Raw genomic sequence first — 19049 nt, 5'->3', positions numbered from 1 at the left:
GGCGCTTGTACGGTCCGTTTCCGGCTGGCCTGTCACCCGGCGTGCGGGCAATGCCTTGGAGCCGACAAACCCGTACAATGCTTGAGTTTTGAACGCAGGATGGGCTAAAGATCAACATCTTCGGCAACACCTGCGGTTTTCTGGACGCACCTCTCAGTGGTAAAAGTAGTACCGGTTGTGCACATTCACTTTTTTACCTGCTTGTAATGAGCAGTTTTTTATAGTCATTCAACAGATGGACGCGCCATTGGCGCAGGAAAAGAAGCGTTTTGAAGAAATCCACCGCAGCACCTAAAACAGTCGTTCCGCTCTGGCGCCAGCAATTGCACTACCGGCTCAAGGAAGGTGCATTGATCGCCATCGGTGCCTTGTGCCTGTTCCTGATGATGGCCTTGCTGACCTACGGCAAGGACGATCCGGGTTGGAGCCATAACAGCAAGATCGACGACGTGCAGAACTTCGGCGGTCCGGCCGGCTCCTACAGCGCCGACATCCTGTTCATGGTGCTGGGTTATTTCGCCTATATCTTCCCGCTGTTGCTGGCGATCAAGGCGTACCAGATCTTTCGCCAGCGCCACGAGCCGTGGCAGTGGAGCGGCTGGCTGTTCTCGTGGCGGTTGATCGGCCTGGTGTTCCTGGTGCTGTCGGGGGCCGCGCTGGCCCACATCCATTTCCATGCGCCCACCGGCTTGCCGGCAGGGGCGGGCGGTGCCCTGGGGGAAAGCCTCGGCGATCTGGCCAGGAACGCCCTGAACATCCAGGGCAGCACGCTGCTGTTCATCGCCCTGTTCCTGTTTGGCCTGACGGTGTTCACCGACCTGTCGTGGTTCAAGGTCATGGACGTCACCGGCAAGATCACCCTCGACCTGATCGAACTGATCCAGGGTGCCGTGAATCGCTGGTGGGCGGCGCGCGTCGAGCGCAAGCAACTGGTGGCGCAACTGCGTGAAGTGGACGACCGGGTCCATGACGTGGTGGCCCCGACGGTGCCCGACAAGCGCGAGCAGGCCAAGGTCAAGGAACGCCTGATCGAGCGCGAGCAGGCCCTGAGCAAGCATATGTCCGAGCGCGAGAAGCAGGTGCCGCCGGTGATCACCATGGCCCCGGCCAAGGCGCCGGAACCGAGCAAGCGCGTGCAGAAGGAAAAACAGGTGCCGCTGTTCGTCGACAGCGCGGTGGAAGGGACCTTGCCGCCGATCTCGATCCTGGACCCGGCGGAAAAGAAACAGCTCAATTATTCCCCCGAATCCCTGGCGGCCGTCGGTCATCTGCTGGAGATCAAGCTCAAGGAATTCGGTGTCGAGGTATCGGTGGATTCGATTCACCCTGGCCCGGTCATCACCCGTTACGAAATCCAGCCGGCCGCCGGCGTGAAGGTCAGCCGCATCGCCAACCTTGCCAAGGACCTGGCGCGTTCGCTGGCCGTGACCAGCGTGCGGGTGGTGGAAGTGATTCCCGGCAAGACCACCGTGGGTATCGAGATTCCCAACGAGGACCGTCAGATCGTGCGCTTCTCCGAAGTGCTGTCGACCCCCGAGTACGATAACCACAAGTCGCCGGTCACCCTGGCCCTGGGCCACGACATCGGCGGCAAGCCGGTCATCACCGACCTGGCGAAGATGCCCCACCTGCTGGTGGCCGGTACCACCGGTTCCGGTAAGTCGGTGGGTGTGAACGCGATGATCCTGTCGATCCTGTTCAAGTCCGGCCCGGAAGACGCCAAGCTGATCATGATCGACCCGAAAATGCTTGAATTGTCGATCTACGAAGGCATTCCGCACCTCCTGTGTCCGGTGGTCACTGACATGAAGGACGCCGCCAACGCCCTGCGCTGGAGCGTCGCCGAGATGGAGCGCCGCTACAAGCTGATGGCGAAGCTGGGCGTGCGCAACCTGTCGGGCTTCAACGCCAAGGTCAAGGAAGCCGAGGAGGCCGGTACGCCATTGACCGACCCGCTGTACCACCGCGAGAACATCCACGACGAGGCGCCGCTGCTGCACAAGCTGCCGACCATCGTGGTGGTGGTGGACGAATTCGCCGACATGATGATGATCGTCGGCAAGAAGGTCGAAGAACTGATCGCCCGTATCGCCCAGAAGGCCCGTGCGGCCGGTATCCACCTGATCCTCGCCACGCAGCGGCCGTCGGTGGACGTGATCACCGGCCTGATCAAGGCCAACATCCCGACCCGCATGGCGTTCCAGGTGTCCAGCAAGATCGACTCGCGGACCATCATCGACCAGGGCGGCGCCGAGCAACTGCTCGGTCACGGTGACATGCTCTACATGCCGCCGGGCACCAGCCTGCCGATCCGGGTGCACGGTGCGTTCGTCTCCGACGATGAAGTGCACCGCGTGGTGGAAGCCTGGAAACTGCGCGGCGCTCCCGAATACAACGACGACATCCTCAACGGCGTCGAAGAGGCCGGCAGCGGTTTCGAGGGCGGTGGCGGCGGTGGCGACGAGGACGCGGAAACCGATGCGCTCTACGACGAAGCGGTCCAGTTCGTTCTGGAAAGCCGCCGGGCATCGATCTCTGCCGTCCAGCGCAAGCTCAAGATCGGCTACAACCGTGCCGCACGCATGATCGAAGCCATGGAAATGGCCGGGGTCGTGACGGCCATGAACACCAATGGTTCGCGCGAAGTGCTGGCGCCGGGCCCGATGCGCGACTAATGACCCGAGCGGCCCGGTACGCGCCGCTCGCCCCCCACGAATTCATGAGGACTCCCATGCGCCTGATTCGCATGCTGCTGTTGCCCGTACTGGCCCTGACCACCTTGTCGGCCCATGCCGACGAAAAGGACGTGGCTCGCCTGACCCAGCTGTTGGAAACATCCAAGACCCTGACCGCACGCTTTTCCCAGCTGACCCTGGATGGCAGCGGCACCCAGTTGCAGGAAACCGCCGGTGACATGGCGCTCCAGCGTCCGGGGCTGTTCTACTGGCACACCGATGCACCGGCCGAGCAGCTGATGGTGTCTGACGGCAAGAAAGTCTCCCTGTGGGACCCGGACCTGGAGCAGGTCACCATCAAGAATCTCGACCAGCGCCTGACCCAGACGCCGGCTTTGTTGCTGTCGGGCGATATTTCCAAGATCAGCCAGAGCTTCGACATCACGGCCAAGGAAGCGGGCGGCGTGATCGACTTCACCCTCAAGCCCAAGACCAAGGACAGCCTGTTCGACAGCCTGCGCCTGTCGTTCCGCAACGGCCTGGTCAATGACATGCAACTGATCGACAGCGTCGGCCAGCGCACCAATATCCTGTTCACCGGGGTCAAGGCCAACGAGCCGATCGCGGCGTCCAAGTTCAAGTTCGACATCCCCAAGGGTGCCGATGTAATCCAGGAATAAACACAGCCCCCTGTGGGATGTGTCCTGTGGGAGCAAGGCTTGCCCGCGATACAGACATCTCGGTGCATCAGGTAGACCGAGGCGATGCAATCTCGGGCAAGCCTTGCTCCCACAGAGCTGTTCCAGCAGAGCTGCTCCAACAGAGCAGCCCTCCGGTAGAGAGTATCGGCACCAGGATCAAGTGAGGTTGCATAAGCAGTGATGGACCTGTTTCGAAGCGCCCCGATTGCCCAGCCATTGGCCGCCCGCCTGCGCGCGACCAATCTGGATGAGTACGTCGGCCAGGAGCATGTGCTGGCTCGGGGCAAACCCCTGCGCGAGGCCCTGGAGCAGGGTGCGCTGCATTCGATGATCTTCTGGGGGCCGCCGGGTGTGGGCAAGACCACCCTGGCCCGGCTGCTGGCGGAAGTGTCCGATGCCCATTTCGAAACGGTTTCGGCGGTCCTGGCCGGGGTCAAGGAGATCCGCCAGGCGGTGGAAGTCGCCAAGCAGCAGGCCGGGCAGTACGGCAAGCGCACCATTCTGTTCGTCGACGAAGTGCACCGCTTCAACAAGTCCCAGCAGGATGCGTTCCTGCCGTATGTCGAGGACGGCACGCTGATCTTCATCGGCGCCACCACCGAGAACCCTTCGTTCGAGCTCAACAACGCCTTGTTGTCCCGGGCGCGGGTCTATGTGCTCAGGAGCCTCGACGAGGCCGCGATGCGCAAGCTGGTGCACCGGGCGCTGACCGAAGAGCGCGGCCTGGGCAAGCGCAAGCTGAGTCTCAGCGACGAAGGTTTCCAGATTCTGTGTTCAGCCGCCGATGGCGATGGCCGCCGCCTGCTCAATTTGCTGGAAAACGCTTCGGACCTGGCCGAGGACGACAGCGAGATCGGTGTCGAGCTGCTGCAAAGCCTGCTTGGGGACACCCGGCGGCGTTTCGACAAGGGCGGCGAGGCGTTCTACGACCAGATCTCGGCGCTGCACAAGTCCATACGCGGTTCCAACCCCGATGCCGCCCTGTACTGGTTTGCGCGGATGATCGACGGTGGCTGCGATCCGTTGTACCTCGCGCGGCGGGTGGTGCGCATGGCCAGCGAGGACATTGGCAATGCCGATCCCCGGGCCCTGAGTCTGTGCCTGGCGGCCTGGGATGTGCAGGAGCGCCTGGGCAGCCCCGAAGGCGAGCTCGCCGTGGCCCAGGCCATCACGTACCTGGCCTGTGCGCCGAAAAGCAACGCGGTGTACATGGGCTTCAAGGCGGCCATGCGCAGCGCCACCGAACATGGTTCCCTAGAGGTGCCGCTGCATTTGCGCAACGCGCCGACCAAGCTCATGAAGCAGTTGGGCTATGGCGAAGAATACCGTTACGCCCACGATGAGCCGGACGCCTATGCCGCCGGCGAGGACTATTTCCCCGAAGCGCTCGACCCTCAGTCGTTCTATCAGCCGGTGCCCCGTGGCCTGGAGCTGAAGATCGGCGAGAAGCTGAACCATCTGGCGCAACTGGATCGTCTGAGCCCACGGCAGCGGAGAAAGCCTTGATCCCCCTGATACTTGCAGTTTCCGCTGGCGGTATCGCCGGCACCCTGGCACGTTTCGCCGCCGCTAATTGGGTCAATGCAAATTGGCCCCGGCACTTCTATACCGCGACGCTGACCGTTAATATCGTGGGCTGTCTGCTGATCGGCGTTTTATACGGTCTGTTCCTGATTCGTCCCGAGGTGCCTGTCGAAGTGCGCGCGGGGCTGATCGTCGGCTTCCTTGGCGGCCTGACGACCTTTTCGTCCTTTTCACTGGATACGGTGCGCCTGCTGGAAAGCGGGCAGGTGCCGCTGGCCCTGGGCTATGCGGCTGCCAGCGTATTCGGCGGGCTGCTCGCCACCTGGGCCGGCCTGTCCCTGACCAAACTTATCTAAACGAGAGACCGACATGCTCGATTCCAAACTGTTACGCAGCAACCTTCAGGACGTAGCGGACCGCCTGGCGTCCCGTGGCTTCGCCCTGGACGTTGCGCGCATCGAAGCGCTGGAAGAGCAGCGCAAGACCGTCCAGACCCAGACTGAAAAGCTGCAAGCCGAGCGTAACGCGATCTCCAAGAGCATTGGCCAGGCCAAGCAGCGCGGTGAAGACATCGCGCCGTTGATGGCGAACGTCGAGAGCATGGGCACCGAGCTCAACAACGGCAAGGTGGCCCTGGACAAGATCCAGTCCGAACTGGATTCGATCCTGCTGGGTATCCCGAACCTGCCCCACGAGTCGGTGCCGGTCGGTGAAGACGAAGAGGGCAACGTCGAAGTCCGTCGCTGGGGCACGCCAACAGCGTTCGATTTCCCGGTGCAGGACCACGTGGCCCTGGGCGAGAAGTTCGGCTGGCTGGACTTCGAAACCGCCGCCAAGCTGTCCGGCGCCCGTTTTGCCTTGCTGCGCGGGCCAATTGCCCGCCTGCACCGCGCCCTGGCCCAGTTCATGATCAATCTGCACGTCACCGAGCACGGTTACGAGGAAGCCTACACCCCGTACCTGGTCCAGGCCCCGGCCCTGCAAGGCACCGGCCAGTTGCCGAAGTTCGAGGAAGACCTGTTCAAGATCGGCCGCGACGGCGAAGCCGACCTGTACCTGATCCCGACGGCCGAAGTGTCGCTGACCAACATCGTGGCCGGCGAGATCGTCGACGCCAAGCAACTGCCGATCAAGTTCGTCGCCCACACGCCGTGCTTCCGCAGTGAAGCCGGGGCGTCGGGTCGCGATACCCGCGGCATGATCCGCCAGCACCAGTTCGACAAGGTCGAGATGGTGCAGATCGTCGAGCCGACAAAATCCATGGAAGCCCTGGAAAGCCTGACCGCCAACGCCGAGAAGGTCCTGCAACTGCTGGAGCTGCCGTATCGGACGCTGGCCCTGTGCACCGGCGACATGGGGTTCAGCGCGGTCAAGACCTATGACCTGGAAGTGTGGATTCCGAGCCAGGACAAGTATCGCGAGATTTCGTCGTGCTCCAATTGCGGCGACTTCCAGGCCCGTCGCATGCAGGCGCGTTTCCGCAACCCTGAAACCGGCAAGCCGGAACTGGTCCACACCCTCAATGGCTCCGGCCTGGCGGTGGGCCGTACCCTGGTGGCGGTGTTGGAAAACTACCAGCAGGCCGACGGTTCGATCCGTGTGCCTGAGGTGTTGAAACCGTACATGGGTGGCATCGAGGTCATCGGCTAAATGGACTATCTGCCACTGTTCCATAACCTGCGCGGCAGCCGCGTGCTGGTGGTCGGCGGCGGCGAGATTGCCTTGCGCAAGTCCCGTCTGCTGGTCGATGCCGGCGCGTTGCTGCGGGTGGTCGCACCCGAAATCGAGCCGCAACTGCGGGAACTGGTCAGTGGCAGTGGGGGCGAATGCGTCCTGCGCGGTTACCTCGAAACGGACCTGGACGGTTGCGGGTTGATCATCGCCGCCACCGACGACGAAACCCTCAACGCCCGGGTGTCGGCCGACGCCCACAAGCGTTGTGTGCCGGTCAACGTGGTGGACGCGCCGGCGCTGTGCAGCGTGATCTTCCCGGCCATCGTCGACCGCTCGCCACTGGTGATCGCGGTGTCCAGTGGCGGCGATGCGCCGGTGCTGGCAAGGCTGATCCGGGCCAAGCTGGAAACCTGGATTCCCTCGACCTACGGGCAACTGGCGGGTTTGGCGGCGCAGTTTCGCAACCAGGTCAAGCGGCTGTTCCCGGACGTGCAACAACGCCGGGCGTTCTGGGAAGAGGTGTTCCAGGGGCCCATCGCCGACCGTCAACTGGCCGGGCAGGGCGCCGAAGCCGAGCGCCTGCTGCGCGAGAAAATCGCCGGCCAGGCGCCGCACGCACCGGGCGAAGTCTATCTGGTGGGGGCCGGGCCGGGGGATCCCGATCTGCTGACTTTCCGCGCCCTGCGCTTGATGCAGCAGGCCGATGTGGTGCTGTACGACCGTCTCGTCGCGCCCGCGATCCTTGAGCTGTGCCGGCGTGACGCCGAGCGGATCTACGTCGGCAAGCGCCGCGCCGAGCATGCTGTGCCCCAGGACCAGATCAACCAGCAGTTGGTCGAGTTGGCCCGGCAAGGCAAGCGGGTGGTGCGCCTCAAAGGCGGCGATCCGTTCATCTTCGGGCGTGGCGGGGAAGAGATCGAGGAACTGGCGGCCCAGGGCATCCCGTTCCAGGTCGTGCCGGGCATCACCGCAGCCAGTGGTTGCGCGGCGTATGCTGGCATTCCACTGACCCATCGCGACTACGCCCAGTCGGTGCGTTTCATCACCGGCCATCTCAAGGATGGCACCACTGATCTGCCGTGGGCGGACCTGGTGGCCCCGGCCCAGACCCTGGTGTTCTATATGGGGCTGGTGGGGCTGCCGAGCATCTGCAGCGAGCTGATCAAGCACGGTCGCGCGGCCGATACGCCGGCGGCGCTGATCCAGCAAGGCACGACGTCCAACCAGCGGGTGTTTACCGGCACCCTGACGGATCTGCCGAAGCTGGTGGCCGAGCATGAGGTCCATGCGCCGACGCTGGTGATCGTGGGGGAAGTGGTGCAGCTGCGCGAGAAACTGGCGTGGTTCGAAGGGGCTCAGGGGCAGGTCTAGCGATAGACCGTGTCGCCTTCAATCGCGAGCAGGCTCGCTCCCACAAGAGATCTGTGTACAGCCATGAATTTTTGGTTGCACCCAGTCCAGTGTGGGAGCGAGCCTACTCGCGATGAGGCCTTTACATCCACGACAAATCCCGGATCAATTCTCGCCCCAGATCCCTTTCCCCACCAACCGCGCCCGATCATGGGCCCCGCTGAAGTCCTGCTCCGGCCCCTTGGGCACGATCCCGTTGGGATTGATGGTCTTGTGGCTACCGTAGTAATGCCGCTGGATGTGGGTGAAATCCACCGTCTCGGCAATGCCCGGCCATTGGTACAGCTCCCGCAGCCAGTTCGACAGGTTCGGGTAGTCGGCGATGCGCCGCAAGTTGCATTTGAAGTGGCCGAAATACACCGCATCGAAACGGATCATGGTAGTGAACAAGCGGATATCCGCTTCGGTCAGGTAGTCGCCGGCCAGGTAGCGCTGTAATCCCAGCAGTGCATCCAGCCGATCGAGCTCGGCGAACAACTGATCGAACGCTTCTTCGTAAGCCTGTTGGGTGGTGGCGAACCCGGCACGGTAGACGCCGTTGTTCACCGCCGGATAGATCCGTTCGTTCAGCGCATCGATCTTGCCGCGCAGGTGTTCGGGATACAGGTCCAGGTGGTTGCCGGTCAGGTCATTGAAAGCGCTGTTGAGCATGCGGATGATTTCCGCCGATTCGTTATTCACGATGCGCTGTTGCCGCTTGTCCCACAGCGCCGGCACGGTGACGCGCCCGGTGTAATCCGGCGTGTCGGCGGTGTAGCGCTGGTGCAGGAAGCGCAGGTTGTCCAGTTTGTCGCCGGTGGAGCCGTGGGCCTTGTCGAAGGTCCAGCCGTTTTCCAGCATCAGATAGCTGACCACCGAGACATCGATCAGGTCTTCCAGGCCCTTGAGTTTGCGATAGATCAGGGTGCGATGGGCCCAGGGACAGGCCAGGGACACGTACAAATGATAGCGCCCGGCCTCGGCGGCAAAGCCGCTCTCGCCGGTGGGGCCGGCGCTGCCGTCGGCGGTGATCCAGTGACGGCGTTGCGCCTGTTCGCGCTGGAAGGTGCCGTCCTTGCTTTCATACCACTGATCTTGCCAGCGGCCTTCGACTAACAAGCCCATCTCGATCTCCTCGGCCAATAAACATTGGAGGCGAGTCTATTCCGATAGGTTCGAACTAAAAGCGCAAAGGTTGGGCGTTGATCATCGATTAAATCGATCGATCCCGGGCGTCCCAATACTGCCGGGCCCGCTCGAACGCGTCTTCACGGGCCAGGCCGAGGCCGCGCAAGGCCAGGGCCATGGTGGCGACCAGGGCCAGTTGCGGGTAGCTGTCCTCCACGTCGCCGCGCCAGATGGCTTTCAGATGCTCGGGGTCGAGGCTCTCCGGCTTGACGTGACGCTGTTGTGACAGCCGTGGCCATTCTTCATCCCAGCTCGCGCCGCCGCTGGTGCCATACAGGTGGCTGTCGGCATCCGGGTTGACTTCGATCTCGCCACCGTCGCCCTTGATCACGAGAGCCGTATCCCCCAACAAGCCGCTGGCATCGCGATGCACGGCCTGGTAGCCAGGATGGAAGATGCTTTGCAGCCCGCACCGGGCTTTCAGCGGATTGAGGATCCGCGCCAGGGAATGGATCGGCGAGCGCAGGCCCAGGGTGTTGCGCAGGTCGATCATGCGTTGCATCTGGGGTGCCCAGTCCACCAGCGGCATGAAGGCCAGGCCGCCGTTGTCCAGCGCTGTGCCGGCCTGCTGCCAGTCACGGCACAGCGGGATTTGTAGAAACCCCAGCAACTGCTCGGTATAAAGCCGACCCGCCGTATGGGCACCGCCGCCGTGCATGAAGATTCGCACGCCGTTCTGTCCGAGGCATTTGGCTGCCAACAGGTACCAGGGCAGATGACGTTTCTTGCCGGCGTAGGTTGGCCAGTCGAGGTCCACCGCCAGCGCCGGGGCATCCAGGCGTGCACGCAGGGCTTCGGTGAAGCCGGCCATTTCCTCGGCGCTTTCTTCCTTGTGCCGCAACAGCATCAGGAAGGCGCCAAGCTGGGTGTCCTCGACCTGCTCGTCGAGCACCATGCCCATGGCCTCACGGGCTTCTTCACGGGTCAGGTCACGAGCGCCGCGCTTGCCTTTGCCAAGGATGCGCACGAACTGGGCGAACGGATGTTCGGCCGGGGTCTCGAGGGTCAGCGATGGAAAGTCGGTCATAAGCAATTCGTCGGTTTGGGCAGGCCCGCCAGCTTGGCGGCGAGTTTGGCGGGAGTGCCTTTGAACAATCGGTTCAGGTGCAGGCTGTTGCCCTTGTCGGCGCCCAGTTTCAGCGCGGTGTACTTGATCAGCGGCCGGGTGGCGGGGGAAAGCTGGAATTCGTCGTAGAAAGCCCGCAGCAGTTCGAGGATTTCCCAGTGCTCGGGGCTCAACTCGATGTCTTCGGCGGCGGCCAGGGCCGTGGCCACCTCTGCTGACCAGTCGTCCCGGTCGGCAAGGTAGCCGTCCTTGTCCAGCGCGATGGCGCGTTCGCCTACGTTCAGCGCATTCATAGCCAGGTGTTGACCTTGTCATGCAGGATCGACAGTTCGACGAAGGCCGGGTAGTCGATGGCCTCGGCCCAGTCAGGGGCCGGCAAGCCTCGGGCCTGGAGGTCTTCGGCCAGTGCGAACAGCTTCAGGCCGGCGGCTTGCACTTTTGCAAACGCTGCGGTGCCGGGTTGCAAGGCGTAAGTCGCATCGCCACACAGCAGCAGCGCATCCTGGTCTCCCAGGACCCGCAGGCAGCTGGCGAGGCGGTTATCGCCAAAAGGTGAATGGGACAACACATGCAAAGTCGACATCAGAGGGTAATCACCTGGTCGTAACGGTCAATGAGGGCGGTGATGTCCGGCGCGGTCAGTATCTTCAGGTCAGCCAGGGCCAGGGCATCGGTGTCGATGCCGCGTTCGGCGGCGCTGTCTGCGCAGACGAAAAGGTCTTCGACGCCGAACATGGGCAATGCCTGCAGGTTCGCGCTCAGGTCTTTTTGCTGGACGGCCTTGGCGTTCTGGCCGGGGATCAACTGGTGTACGCCGTCATCGAGAAACAGCAGGCCGATGGGCAGGTCGAACGCCCCGCCGGCCAGGACGATGTCCAACGCTTCCCGGGCGCCGGGGCCCGACCATGGGGACTGGCGGCTGATGAGCAACAGGGACTTGGCCATCATGGGCCTCCAAAACAGATCAAGCGGTCGGCATCCTGGATCGCATCGTGCAACTGACCGAGCCCGGACAGGGCCCAGGGGGCCTCGACGCTCACGGCCGAGCGTTGGTAGCGCTGGGCTTCCTCGGCATTCAACACCCCACGGCGCAATGCCGCCGCGATGCAGACCACGCCGTCGAGCTGGTGGTCGCTGACAAAGCTGCGCCACTGTTTGGGCAGGTCCTGTTCGTCCTGGGGGGGGACCACGCCGCTGTCGGCGTTGTAGACACCGTCCTGATAGAAAAACAGCCGCACGATCTCATGCCCGCCGGCCAGCGCGGCCTGGGCGAACAGCAAGGCACGGCGCGAGGACGGCGCATGGGCGGCGGAAAACAGCGCAATGGCGAACTTCATGGCAGATCCGATCAGCAAAACTGCGGCCATGATAAAGCTTTATCGGCAGGGGGGCGATTGGCACTGCAGGTTCGTGGGGACATCCTTGTGGCGAGGGGATAAATCCCCTCGCCACACTGATTCAGCGGTCGTCCGTGAGCCCGTGCAATTCGCAATATTCCGCCCAATCCATCCCCGCCATCTCTGCCACTTCCCTGTGCACGTCCATCCGCTGGGACTGGTAGTCCTCTGGCGAAGCGGCGGTCAATTGCAAGGTCAGTTCCCAGGCGAACAGGCCCTGGCGCTCGGCCTCGGCTTCGAAGGCTTCATGCAACCGTTCGGCGCGGTATTGTTCCGCTGTCTCGCCCTTGGCCTGGGCCAGCAGTGGGTTGAGGTGGTCCAGTTCGACGCGCAGTTCGGGGCGTTCATCGAGAAACTTTTCCAACGCCCGCTCATGCTGCTGTTCGGTTGCCGCCATGCTGACTCCCTGGTTGTGATGAAAGGCGTGACAGGTTGCGCGAATCGTCGTCCGCTGTCGCGTATAAATTTCAGCAAAGCCGCACGAAGACTGGGGGCGCGGTGCTACAGTCCGTTTTTTTCTCGATGAGTGAACGCAATGCGAATGCTGACGGTGGCCCTGGCCGCCACCTTGCTGGCCGGCTGCGCGGGTTCGGCGATGAACCAGGCCCGGACCCAGGCGCCTTACAAGACGCTGGCCTCGGACAAGCCGGAACAGGTCGTGGCCCAGTGCGTGCAGTTTTCCTGGCAGGACGAAACGGTGTTCGGCGTCGATGCCGGGGCTTACCTGCAACCAAACAAGAAAGGCGGCTCGACGGTGTACACCCGCTCCGCTGAATCCTTTGTCGACCTGGAAACCGGCGCTACCGGTACGACGTTGAACTACTACGCCAAGCACGACGACTTCATGGCCAAGCGCCGGTTGGCGGCGTTGGCGACTTGCCTGTAGGCCGGTAGAGCATCGCGAGCAGGCTCGCTCCCACAGGGATTGGTGGTGGATAGAGATCTTGCGGCCAGTCCGGAACCCATGTGGGAGCGAGCCTGCTCGCGATGGCGGTGGATCAATCGACCACAGTGTTGACAGGCAGACCGCGTTCACGAGCAAGCCCGCTCCCATGGGATGTGTGTTTCAAGTCAGGCGCTTCTGAAGGAAGAAGTGCTGGTGCCCCGGTGGGTAATCGTCGATCTGGCCGATGTCCGTGAAGCCGTGTTTGCGGTAGAACTCCGGCGCCTGGAAGTCGAACGTGTCCAGCCAGATGCCGACGCAGTTCTTCTCCCTGGCCAGTTCTTCGGCCTTGCGCATCAATGCCGACCCGGTGCCTTGGCCGCGGGCCTGTTCCGGCACCACCAACAACTCGATATAGAACCAGCGGAAAAACACCCGACCGTAGAGCCCGCCCAGGATTTCATTGCTGTGTTCGTCCCGAACCAGCCAGGCGACCAGTTCCGGCACCGTGCCGCCGGTCTTGGCGGTGTTGTAGGCGCGCAGCGGCGCCAGGATGGCCTGGCGCTCTTCGTCGGTGGGAGCGTCGGTACGTTCGATTCGCAGCGTCATCGGCGATGTCCTTATTGCGGGGAGGATGAACGGCATGAGCCTACCCCAAAAGACCGTCCGGCAGCGAACGGGCGTATTTCGCAAACCGGGCCATACTTCCTGGGATTTCCAAAACAAGAAGAGAGCGACTCATGAAGTTCGAATCCTTGACCCGGACCCTGGTTGCGACATCCCTGACCCTCAGTTGCTTTTACGTGCAGGCCGCGTCCCAGGCTCCGGTCGCCGCCGAGAACGGCATGGTGGTCACCGCCCAGCACCTGGCGACCCATGTGGGCGTCGATGTGCTCAAGAACGGCGGCAATGCCGTGGATGCGGCGGTGGCGGTGGGGTATGCCCTGGCGGTGGTGTACCCGGCGGCGGGGAACCTGGGGGGCGGTGGTTTCATGACCCTGCAACTGGCCGACGGGCGCAAGACTTTCCTGGATTTCCGCGAAAAAGCGCCGTTGGCCGCCACGGCGGACATGTACCTGGACAAGGACGGCAACGTCGTCCCCGATCTCAGCACCCGTGGGCACCTGGCGGTGGGTGTGCCCGGCACCGTGTCTGGCATGGAGCTGGCGCTGAAGAAGTACGGCAGCAAACCCCGGGCCGAGCTGATCGCCCCGGCCATTCGCCTCGCCGAGGACGGTTTTACCCTGGAGCAGGGCGACGTCGACCTGCTGGAGACGGCCACTGACGTGTTCAAGAAGGACATGCGTGACTCGGGTTCGATCTTCCTGCACAACGGCGAGCCGATGCAGGTCGGCCAGAAGCTGGTGCAGAAAGACCTCGCCAGGACCCTGCGGGAAATCTCCACCAAGGGCGCCGATGGCTTCTACAAGGGTTGGGTCGCCGATGCCCTCGTCACCTCCAGCCAGGCCAATAAAGGCATCATCACCCAGGCCGACCTGGACAAGTACAAGACCCGTGAGCTGGCGCCGGTGGAGTGCGACTATCGCGGCTACCACATCGTCTCGGCGCCGCCGCCCAGTTCCGGCGGCGTGGTGCTGTGCCAGATCATGAACATCCTCGACGGCTATCCGATGAAGGAGTTGGGCTTCCATTCGGCCCAGGGCATGCACTACCAGATCGAAGCCATGCGCCATGCTTATGTGGATCGCAACAGCTACCTGGGTGACCCGGACTTCGTGCAGAACCCCATCGACCATCTGCTGGACAAAAGCTACGCCGCGAAACTGCGGGCCGCCATCGAACCGCAAAAGGCCGGTGACTCGCACGCGATCAAGCCCGGTGTGGCGCCTCACGAAGGCAGCAACACCACCCACTACTCCATCGTCGACAAGTGGGGCAACGCCGTCTCCGTCACCTACACCCTCAACGACTGGTTCGGCGCGGGCGTCATGGCGAGCAAGACCGGGGTGATCCTCAACGACGAAATGGACGATTTCACCGCCAAGATCGGCGTCCCCAACATGTATGGCCTGGTGCAGGGAGAGGCCAACGCCATCGCGCCGGGCAAGGCACCGTTGTCGTCCATGAGCCCAACCATCGTCACCAAGGACGGCAAGACCGTCATGGTGGTGGGGACGCCGGGCGGCAGCCGGATCATCACTGCGACCTTGCTGACCATCCTCAATGTGATCGACTACGGCATGAACCTGCAGGAAGCCGTCGACGCACCGCGCTTCCACCAGCAATGGATGCCCGAACAGACCAACCTGGAAACCTTCGCCGCCAGCCCCGACACGCAAAAGATCCTGGAAAGCTGGGGGCATAAGTTCGCAGGTCCCCAGGACCCCAATCACATTGCCGCCATTCTGGTGGGCGCCCCGTCGCTGGGTGGGAAGCCGGTGGGCAAGAATCGGTTCTACGGGGCCAACGATCCGCGTCGCAACACGGGGTTATCGTTGGGCTATTAAGCCGAGGGGGGGCTGCGGCAGACTTCGGCAGCCCCCAGGCCGTTTATCACTGTTTTGAAGAGGAAAACCATGAGCACCGCTTTGCTGATCATCGATGTCCAGAGCGCCCTGTGCACCGGTGAAGAAGAATGTTTCGAGAGCCAGCGCGTCATCGGGACCATCAACGACCTCAGCGCCCGGGCCAGGGCTCTAGGCCTGCCGGTGATCCTGGTCCAACACGAAGAACTGCAAGGTTCGCTGGTATACGGTTCGGCAGCCTGGCAACTGGCCGACGGCCTGTTGACCGCTGCGGACGATCTGCGGGTGCGCAAGACCACGCCAGACGCGTTCTACCAGACGGACCTGCTGTCGTTGCTGCAGGCCCGGAGCATCGACCGCCTGGTGATCTGCGGCATGCAGACCGACTATTGCGTCAACGCCACGGTGCGCCAGGCCCACACCCTCGGGTATGAAGTGGTCCTGGCCGCCGATGCCCATACCACGGTGGACAACGGCAGCCTGGCGGCGGAGCAGATCATCGCCAACCACAATGATCGGTTGGGACGCCTGAGCAGCGCGGTGTCGCGGATTGATGTGGTGCCGGCGGCTGAGGTCCGTCTGTAAGCGATATCAACCTGTGTGGGGAGCAAGCTCCTTGCCACAACGCTACGAGAGAGGGTGTTCGCACTCGCTCAAGGCGCCCCGAATACCATCGTCCAGTACACCCCCGCATCGCTGCGTGAGTCGCTGGCGGAGGCGGCGCCCACTTGCGTGAACATCGGGTTCATCAGGTTGGCGCAATGTCCGGGACTGGCGATCCAGTCTTGCATGGCCTGGTTCGGCGAGCCTTGGCCGGCGGCGATGTTTTCGCCGAACTTGCGGCCACGGTAGCCGGCGCCCTTGGCCCGGTCGGCGACGGAGCGGCCGTCGGGGTCGCGGTGGGCGAAATAGTTGCCGTGGGCCATTGCCTGGCTGTGTCCCAGGGCGGCCGACCCGAGTGCGGCGTTCCAGCTCAGTGGCCGGGCGGCGGCAAAGCGTTGGCGACCACACACACGGGACTTGGCCCTTGCCGCGTTGACCTGGGCCAGCAGTGCCTTGCCGATCGATGAAGTGTCGCCGACCGGTGCACCGCCCATGGGCTGTGCCAGCACCACTCGCCACTCATCACCGACCCGGTTGACGCCGATGTCGGCGTACTGGTTGTCCAGCAAGGCGTCGCAGTGCTCGTCTGCCAACATGTCGAAAGCCTCTTCGGCATCCCGCGCATCCGTCAGGCGGATGCTGCGCACGGCTTGGGCTCGATAGCCGGCATCTTTCAAGGTTTCCCGCAAACCGTCACGGAAGCCGATCGGCAAGGCCAGGCGCGAGCGCAGCACCAAGGGCGGAGAGGCCCGGACCGTGCGCCATTCGCAGCGGCGGGACTGGCTGCGGTAGTCGTTGATGGCGGCCACCAGTTGCCCCTCGCCTCGGGCGTGGGCAGGGCTGGCGAATAAGGGCAGCAGGGCGAGCAGGCAAAGCGAAGCGAGACGGCAAGAGCGAACAGGGTGGCGCATGGGGCGGACGGCTCAAGAGGGGGAGTTGCGAGGGCGCCAGGCCTGGCGCCGATCAGCCGCGAAGCGCTTCGCACAGGATGGCGAGGTGTTCACGGCTGGGGTAGGACTGTGGGTTTGAAGACAAGTTTCAGAGGGGCACATAAACCCCTCGCCACAGATGCGAGTTCAGTTGTGCCCAGGCGCTCCGGCCACGGGCGCCTTGACCCGTTCGACCTTGCGATAGGTCAACAGCACGATCCCGGCCACCACGATAGCGCCGCCGAGCACCTGGCCAGGGCTGAGCATCTGGTCCAGCACCAGCCAGCCGATCAGCAGGGTGGCCAGCGGTTCGACGTTCATCACCGGGGCATTGCGCGGCATGTCCAGGCGCGGCACGGACATGAACAGCACGATAAACCCGGTGCCGTAGAGTGTCATCAGGGTGGCCAGGGCCAACCAGCCGGTGCTGGTGGCCGGCAGGTTGAAGCCGCCGGGGAGGGCACCGCTCAGGCCGGCGAGGTTGACGCTGCTGAACACAATGAAGATCGTCAGCAGGCTGCGCACCGAGCCGCGTACCTGAGACAGCTTGTGATCGGTGATCCACAACGCGCAAGCGAACGTACAGGCCGCGCAGAAAGCCAGGCCGACGCCCAGCAGCCATTGCGGGCCGACGCTCTGTTCGGACGATAACCGGGCTGGCACCTCCAGCACGAAGACCAGGCCCACCAGTATCATCCCCATGAGCGCGGCGGTGCGGGTAGTGGGGCGGGGGCCACCCAATGCCCAGGTCAGTAGTGCGAGCAGAATCGGGAACACATTGCCCACCAGCAGTGCCAGCGCCACCGGAACCCTCGCCACGGCCGAGTATAGACACAGGCTTTGCGTGCCGATCAACAGTCCAAGCAGCAACTGCCAACGCCAGGCGCCCGGTGGAAGGCGCAGCCTCTGGCGCTGCCACAGCACCATCAAGGCCAGGACCAGCAGCGTCCCACCCGAGCGCATCAGGATCGCCAGCAGCACACCGGCACCGTCATCGAACGCCACTCGCGCCGCGACATGGTTGCCGGCGAAGGCACACCCCATGCACAGCAGGATGAGCACGGCGAGGTGACGTGGAAACGGGGCGGGGGTGTCCGATGCGGCGGTGGAGCGGGCCATGGCAGGATTTCTCAAATGAACGCCCGCCGAAGCGAGGGGGGCCGGCGGTAGATTTTTAGTTATTGTTGTCGTACAACGTGTCGGAATTTTTACCGTATCTTGTCCATTGAGACAAGTGGTGAAAAGGTCGTAGACCTCTATAGAACTTCGCATAAGGCTGCCTTGAGCGCTCGCTCGTTCGTATTCTTTCAACGGCGAGTAAATGACATTCTTGTACGATGTCTTATCACGTAGTAAAACTGTCGTCCCGTCCAATAATAATTAACGGAGAGACGCACGATGGAGATTTCGCAACTGACAAGCCCCGCCGACCAAGGCCGTCGGGTATTCCTGAAAAAATCCCTGGTGGTCTCGGCGGCTGCCGCCAGCCTCGGGAATCTGCCCGGGCTCGCCCAGGCCGAGCCGTTGAGCCAGCGTTACCCGGACCCGCTGATCAACCTTCTCGACCCCAGCTTCATGGACCTGCGTATCTTCAACGCCAGCGTGGAAAAACTTGCCACGGGCCTGCGCTGGGCCGAAGGGCCGGTGTGGGTGGGTGACGGCCGCTACCTGCTGGTCAGCGACATCCCCAACAACCGCATTGTGCGTTGGGATGAGATTACCGGCGGCCTGTCGGTGTATCGCGAAAACTCCAATTTCTCCAACGGCATGTGCCGTGATCGCCAGGGGCGGTTGCTGGTGTGCGAAGGCTCCACCACCTCGAACGAGGGACGGCGCGTCACCCGTACCGAACACAACGGCACCATCACGGTGCTGGCCGACAGTTTCGAGGGCAAGCCTTTCAATTCGCCCAACGATATCGTGTGCAAGCGCGACGGTTCGGTCTGGTTTACCGACCCGCCGTTTCAAACCGGCAACAACTACGAGGGCCACAAGGTCACGCCGTCCCAGCCACACGCGGTGTACCGTATCGATGGCGAAACCGGCAAGGTCAGCCGGGTGATCGATGACCTGGCGGGGCCGAACGGCCTGTGTTTCTCCCCGGACGAGAAGATTCTCTATGTGGTGGAAGGCAGGGCCAAGCCCAACCGGCTGATCTGGGCAATCACGGTTAAAGACGACGGTTCGCTGGGTGAGCGGCGCAAGCACATCGAAGGCCTGGACTACGCCGCCATCGATGGCATCAAGTGCGACGAAAGCGGCAACCTCTGGTGCGGTTGGGGCGGCAACGGCGACCCCAAGGCTGACCTGGAAAAGCTTGATGGTGTACGGGTGTTCAACCCGGAAGGCAAGGCCATCGGGCACATTTCCCTGCCGGAACGCTGCCCCAATATCTGCTTCGGCGGGCGGGAGGGTAATCGCTTGTTCATGGCCGGCAGCCATTCGCTGTATTCGCTGTTCGTGAATACCCGAGGCGCCACATTCAGCTGATTGAATGGCTTGGACAGCGAGCCGCGTCGCTCACTGTGGCGAGG

20 protein-coding genes are annotated in these 19049 nt (G+C 63.1%); 10 read left to right on the top strand and 10 right to left on the bottom strand.

Annotated elements, in window-relative coordinates; genetic code table 11:
- Positions 1-269: 269 nt before the first annotated feature.
- The 6 genes from ftsK (at position 270) to cysG (ending at position 7945) form a co-directional block, all read left to right on the top strand.
- Positions 270-2675, top strand: coding sequence for a DNA translocase FtsK (gene ftsK, locus CGA22_RS16010; protein ID WP_084213792.1), 2406 nt, complete (start codon positions 270-272; stop codon positions 2673-2675).
- A gap of 56 nt (positions 2676-2731) precedes the next feature.
- On the top strand, positions 2732-3355 hold the full coding sequence (lolA, locus tag CGA22_RS16005; protein ID WP_024779296.1) for an outer membrane lipoprotein chaperone LolA: 624 nt from the start codon (positions 2732-2734) through the stop codon (positions 3353-3355).
- A 201-nt stretch (positions 3356-3556) separates the two neighbouring features.
- A complete protein-coding gene (locus CGA22_RS16000; protein ID WP_041023697.1) occupies positions 3557-4882 on the top strand; it encodes a replication-associated recombination protein A in 1326 nt (441 codons plus the stop codon).
- Positions 4879-5256: a fluoride efflux transporter CrcB gene (gene crcB / locus CGA22_RS15995; protein WP_041023696.1), complete on the top strand. Its 378-nt coding sequence runs from the start codon at positions 4879-4881 to the stop codon at positions 5254-5256. The genes CGA22_RS16000 and crcB overlap by 4 nt, the downstream gene beginning before the upstream one ends.
- A gap of 13 nt (positions 5257-5269) precedes the next feature.
- Entirely contained in the window at positions 5270-6550 is a 1281-nt protein-coding gene (gene serS, locus CGA22_RS15990) for a serine--tRNA ligase (RefSeq protein ID WP_041023695.1), read from the top strand.
- Positions 6551-7945: a siroheme synthase CysG gene (cysG, locus tag CGA22_RS15985; protein WP_041023694.1), complete on the top strand. Its 1395-nt coding sequence runs from the start codon at positions 6551-6553 to the stop codon at positions 7943-7945.
- 144 nt (positions 7946-8089) lie between these two features.
- On the opposite strand, the gene CGA22_RS15980 is transcribed toward cysG, so the two are convergent.
- The 7 genes from CGA22_RS15980 to CGA22_RS15950 form a co-directional block, all read right to left on the bottom strand.
- Positions 8090-9088 carry a glutathione S-transferase family protein gene (locus CGA22_RS15980; protein ID WP_041023693.1) on the bottom strand — a complete coding sequence of 333 codons (999 nt, stop codon included), beginning with the start codon at positions 9086-9088 and terminating at the stop codon, positions 8090-8092.
- A gap of 88 nt (positions 9089-9176) precedes the next feature.
- Positions 9177-10178 carry a glycosyl transferase family protein gene (locus tag CGA22_RS15975; RefSeq protein WP_041023692.1) on the bottom strand — a complete coding sequence of 334 codons (1002 nt, stop codon included), beginning with the start codon at positions 10176-10178 and terminating at the stop codon, positions 9177-9179.
- Entirely contained in the window at positions 10175-10510 is a 336-nt protein-coding gene (locus tag CGA22_RS15970; RefSeq protein ID WP_041023691.1) for a TusE/DsrC/DsvC family sulfur relay protein, read from the bottom strand. Before CGA22_RS15970 ends, CGA22_RS15975 begins: the two co-directional genes overlap by 4 nt.
- Positions 10507-10800, bottom strand: a complete 294-nt coding sequence (gene tusB, locus CGA22_RS15965) for a sulfurtransferase complex subunit TusB (protein ID WP_041023690.1) — start codon at positions 10798-10800, stop codon at positions 10507-10509. The genes CGA22_RS15970 and tusB overlap by 4 nt, the downstream gene beginning before the upstream one ends.
- The gene (gene tusC, locus CGA22_RS15960; protein ID WP_041023689.1) at positions 10800-11162 is read right to left on the bottom strand and encodes a sulfurtransferase complex subunit TusC; all 363 of its coding nucleotides are present in this window, start codon (positions 11160-11162) and stop codon (positions 10800-10802) included. The genes tusB and tusC overlap by 1 nt, the downstream gene beginning before the upstream one ends.
- Entirely contained in the window at positions 11162-11554 is a 393-nt protein-coding gene (tusD, locus tag CGA22_RS15955; RefSeq protein ID WP_041023688.1) for a sulfurtransferase complex subunit TusD, read from the bottom strand. The genes tusC and tusD overlap by 1 nt, the downstream gene beginning before the upstream one ends.
- 121 nt (positions 11555-11675) lie before the next feature.
- Positions 11676-12011: a DUF6388 family protein gene (locus tag CGA22_RS15950; RefSeq protein WP_041023687.1), complete on the bottom strand. Its 336-nt coding sequence runs from the start codon at positions 12009-12011 to the stop codon at positions 11676-11678.
- Positions 12012-12149: 138 nt separating this feature from the next.
- Between CGA22_RS15950 and CGA22_RS15945 the strand changes: the two genes are divergently transcribed.
- Positions 12150-12500 (top strand): hypothetical protein, encoded by a 351-nt coding sequence (locus tag CGA22_RS15945; RefSeq protein WP_041023686.1) that lies wholly within the window; start codon positions 12150-12152, stop codon positions 12498-12500.
- Positions 12501-12680: 180 nt separating this feature from the next.
- On the opposite strand, the gene CGA22_RS15940 is transcribed toward CGA22_RS15945, so the two are convergent.
- Complete coding sequence (locus tag CGA22_RS15940; protein WP_041023685.1) at positions 12681-13106, bottom strand: GNAT family N-acetyltransferase; 426 nt, start codon at positions 13104-13106, stop codon at positions 12681-12683.
- Positions 13107-13237: 131 nt separating this feature from the next.
- Between CGA22_RS15940 and ggt the strand changes: the two genes are divergently transcribed.
- Together ggt and CGA22_RS15930 are read left to right on the top strand one after the other, a co-directional pair.
- Entirely contained in the window at positions 13238-14965 is a 1728-nt protein-coding gene (gene ggt / locus CGA22_RS15935) for a gamma-glutamyltransferase (RefSeq protein WP_041023684.1), read from the top strand.
- Positions 14966-15034: 69 nt separating this feature from the next.
- On the top strand, positions 15035-15568 hold the full coding sequence (locus CGA22_RS15930; RefSeq protein WP_041023683.1) for a cysteine hydrolase family protein: 534 nt from the start codon (positions 15035-15037) through the stop codon (positions 15566-15568).
- A 68-nt stretch (positions 15569-15636) separates the two neighbouring features.
- Here CGA22_RS15930 and CGA22_RS15925 read toward each other — a convergent pair whose 3' ends face one another.
- Together CGA22_RS15925 and CGA22_RS15920 are read right to left on the bottom strand one after the other, a co-directional pair.
- Positions 15637-16497 (bottom strand): CAP domain-containing protein, encoded by an 861-nt coding sequence (locus tag CGA22_RS15925; protein WP_041023682.1) that lies wholly within the window; start codon positions 16495-16497, stop codon positions 15637-15639.
- Positions 16498-16662: 165 nt separating this feature from the next.
- Positions 16663-17634, bottom strand: a complete 972-nt coding sequence (locus CGA22_RS15920) for an EamA family transporter (RefSeq protein ID WP_041023681.1) — start codon at positions 17632-17634, stop codon at positions 16663-16665.
- A 279-nt stretch (positions 17635-17913) separates the two neighbouring features.
- Between CGA22_RS15920 and CGA22_RS15915 the strand changes: the two genes are divergently transcribed.
- Positions 17914-19005, top strand: coding sequence for an SMP-30/gluconolactonase/LRE family protein (locus CGA22_RS15915; protein ID WP_188258645.1), 1092 nt, complete (start codon positions 17914-17916; stop codon positions 19003-19005).
- Positions 19006-19049: the final 44 nt, after the last annotated feature.

Source organism: Pseudomonas sp. PSB18 (genome assembly GCF_014596565.1).
GTDB lineage: Bacteria > Pseudomonadota > Gammaproteobacteria > Pseudomonadales > Pseudomonadaceae > Aquipseudomonas.
Note: the sequence above shows the minus strand (reverse complement) of the source record. Positions and strands in the feature narration are given on the sequence as shown.

Bases quoted from the DNA above. Each gene is read 5' to 3' on its own strand.
- lolA (WP_024779296.1), top strand. From the start codon at position 2,732: ATGCGCCTGATTCGCATGCTGCTGTTGCCCGTACTGGCCCTGACCACC.
- CGA22_RS16000 (WP_041023697.1), top strand. From the start codon at position 3,557: ATGGACCTGTTTCGAAGCGCCCCGATTGCCCAGCCATTGGCCGCCCGC.
- serS (WP_041023695.1), top strand. From the start codon at position 5,270: ATGCTCGATTCCAAACTGTTACGCAGCAACCTTCAGGACGTAGCGGAC.
- cysG (WP_041023694.1), top strand. From the start codon at position 6,551: ATGGACTATCTGCCACTGTTCCATAACCTGCGCGGCAGCCGCGTGCTG.
- CGA22_RS15980 (WP_041023693.1), bottom strand. From the start codon at position 9,088: ATGGGCTTGTTAGTCGAAGGCCGCTGGCAAGATCAGTGGTATGAAAGC.
- CGA22_RS15975 (WP_041023692.1), bottom strand. From the start codon at position 10,178: ATGACCGACTTTCCATCGCTGACCCTCGAGACCCCGGCCGAACATCCG.
- CGA22_RS15970 (WP_041023691.1), bottom strand. From the start codon at position 10,510: ATGAATGCGCTGAACGTAGGCGAACGCGCCATCGCGCTGGACAAGGAC.
- tusB (WP_041023690.1), bottom strand. From the start codon at position 10,800: ATGTCGACTTTGCATGTGTTGTCCCATTCACCTTTTGGCGATAACCGC.
- tusC (WP_041023689.1), bottom strand. From the start codon at position 11,162: ATGGCCAAGTCCCTGTTGCTCATCAGCCGCCAGTCCCCATGGTCGGGC.
- tusD (WP_041023688.1), bottom strand. From the start codon at position 11,554: ATGAAGTTCGCCATTGCGCTGTTTTCCGCCGCCCATGCGCCGTCCTCG.
- CGA22_RS15950 (WP_041023687.1), bottom strand. From the start codon at position 12,011: ATGGCGGCAACCGAACAGCAGCATGAGCGGGCGTTGGAAAAGTTTCTC.
- CGA22_RS15945 (WP_041023686.1), top strand. From the start codon at position 12,150: ATGCGAATGCTGACGGTGGCCCTGGCCGCCACCTTGCTGGCCGGCTGC.
- CGA22_RS15940 (WP_041023685.1), bottom strand. From the start codon at position 13,106: ATGACGCTGCGAATCGAACGTACCGACGCTCCCACCGACGAAGAGCGC.
- ggt (WP_041023684.1), top strand. From the start codon at position 13,238: ATGAAGTTCGAATCCTTGACCCGGACCCTGGTTGCGACATCCCTGACC.
- CGA22_RS15930 (WP_041023683.1), top strand. From the start codon at position 15,035: ATGAGCACCGCTTTGCTGATCATCGATGTCCAGAGCGCCCTGTGCACC.
- CGA22_RS15925 (WP_041023682.1), bottom strand. From the start codon at position 16,497: ATGCGCCACCCTGTTCGCTCTTGCCGTCTCGCTTCGCTTTGCCTGCTC.
- CGA22_RS15920 (WP_041023681.1), bottom strand. From the start codon at position 17,634: ATGGCCCGCTCCACCGCCGCATCGGACACCCCCGCCCCGTTTCCACGT.
- CGA22_RS15915 (WP_188258645.1), top strand. From the start codon at position 17,914: ATGGAGATTTCGCAACTGACAAGCCCCGCCGACCAAGGCCGTCGGGTA.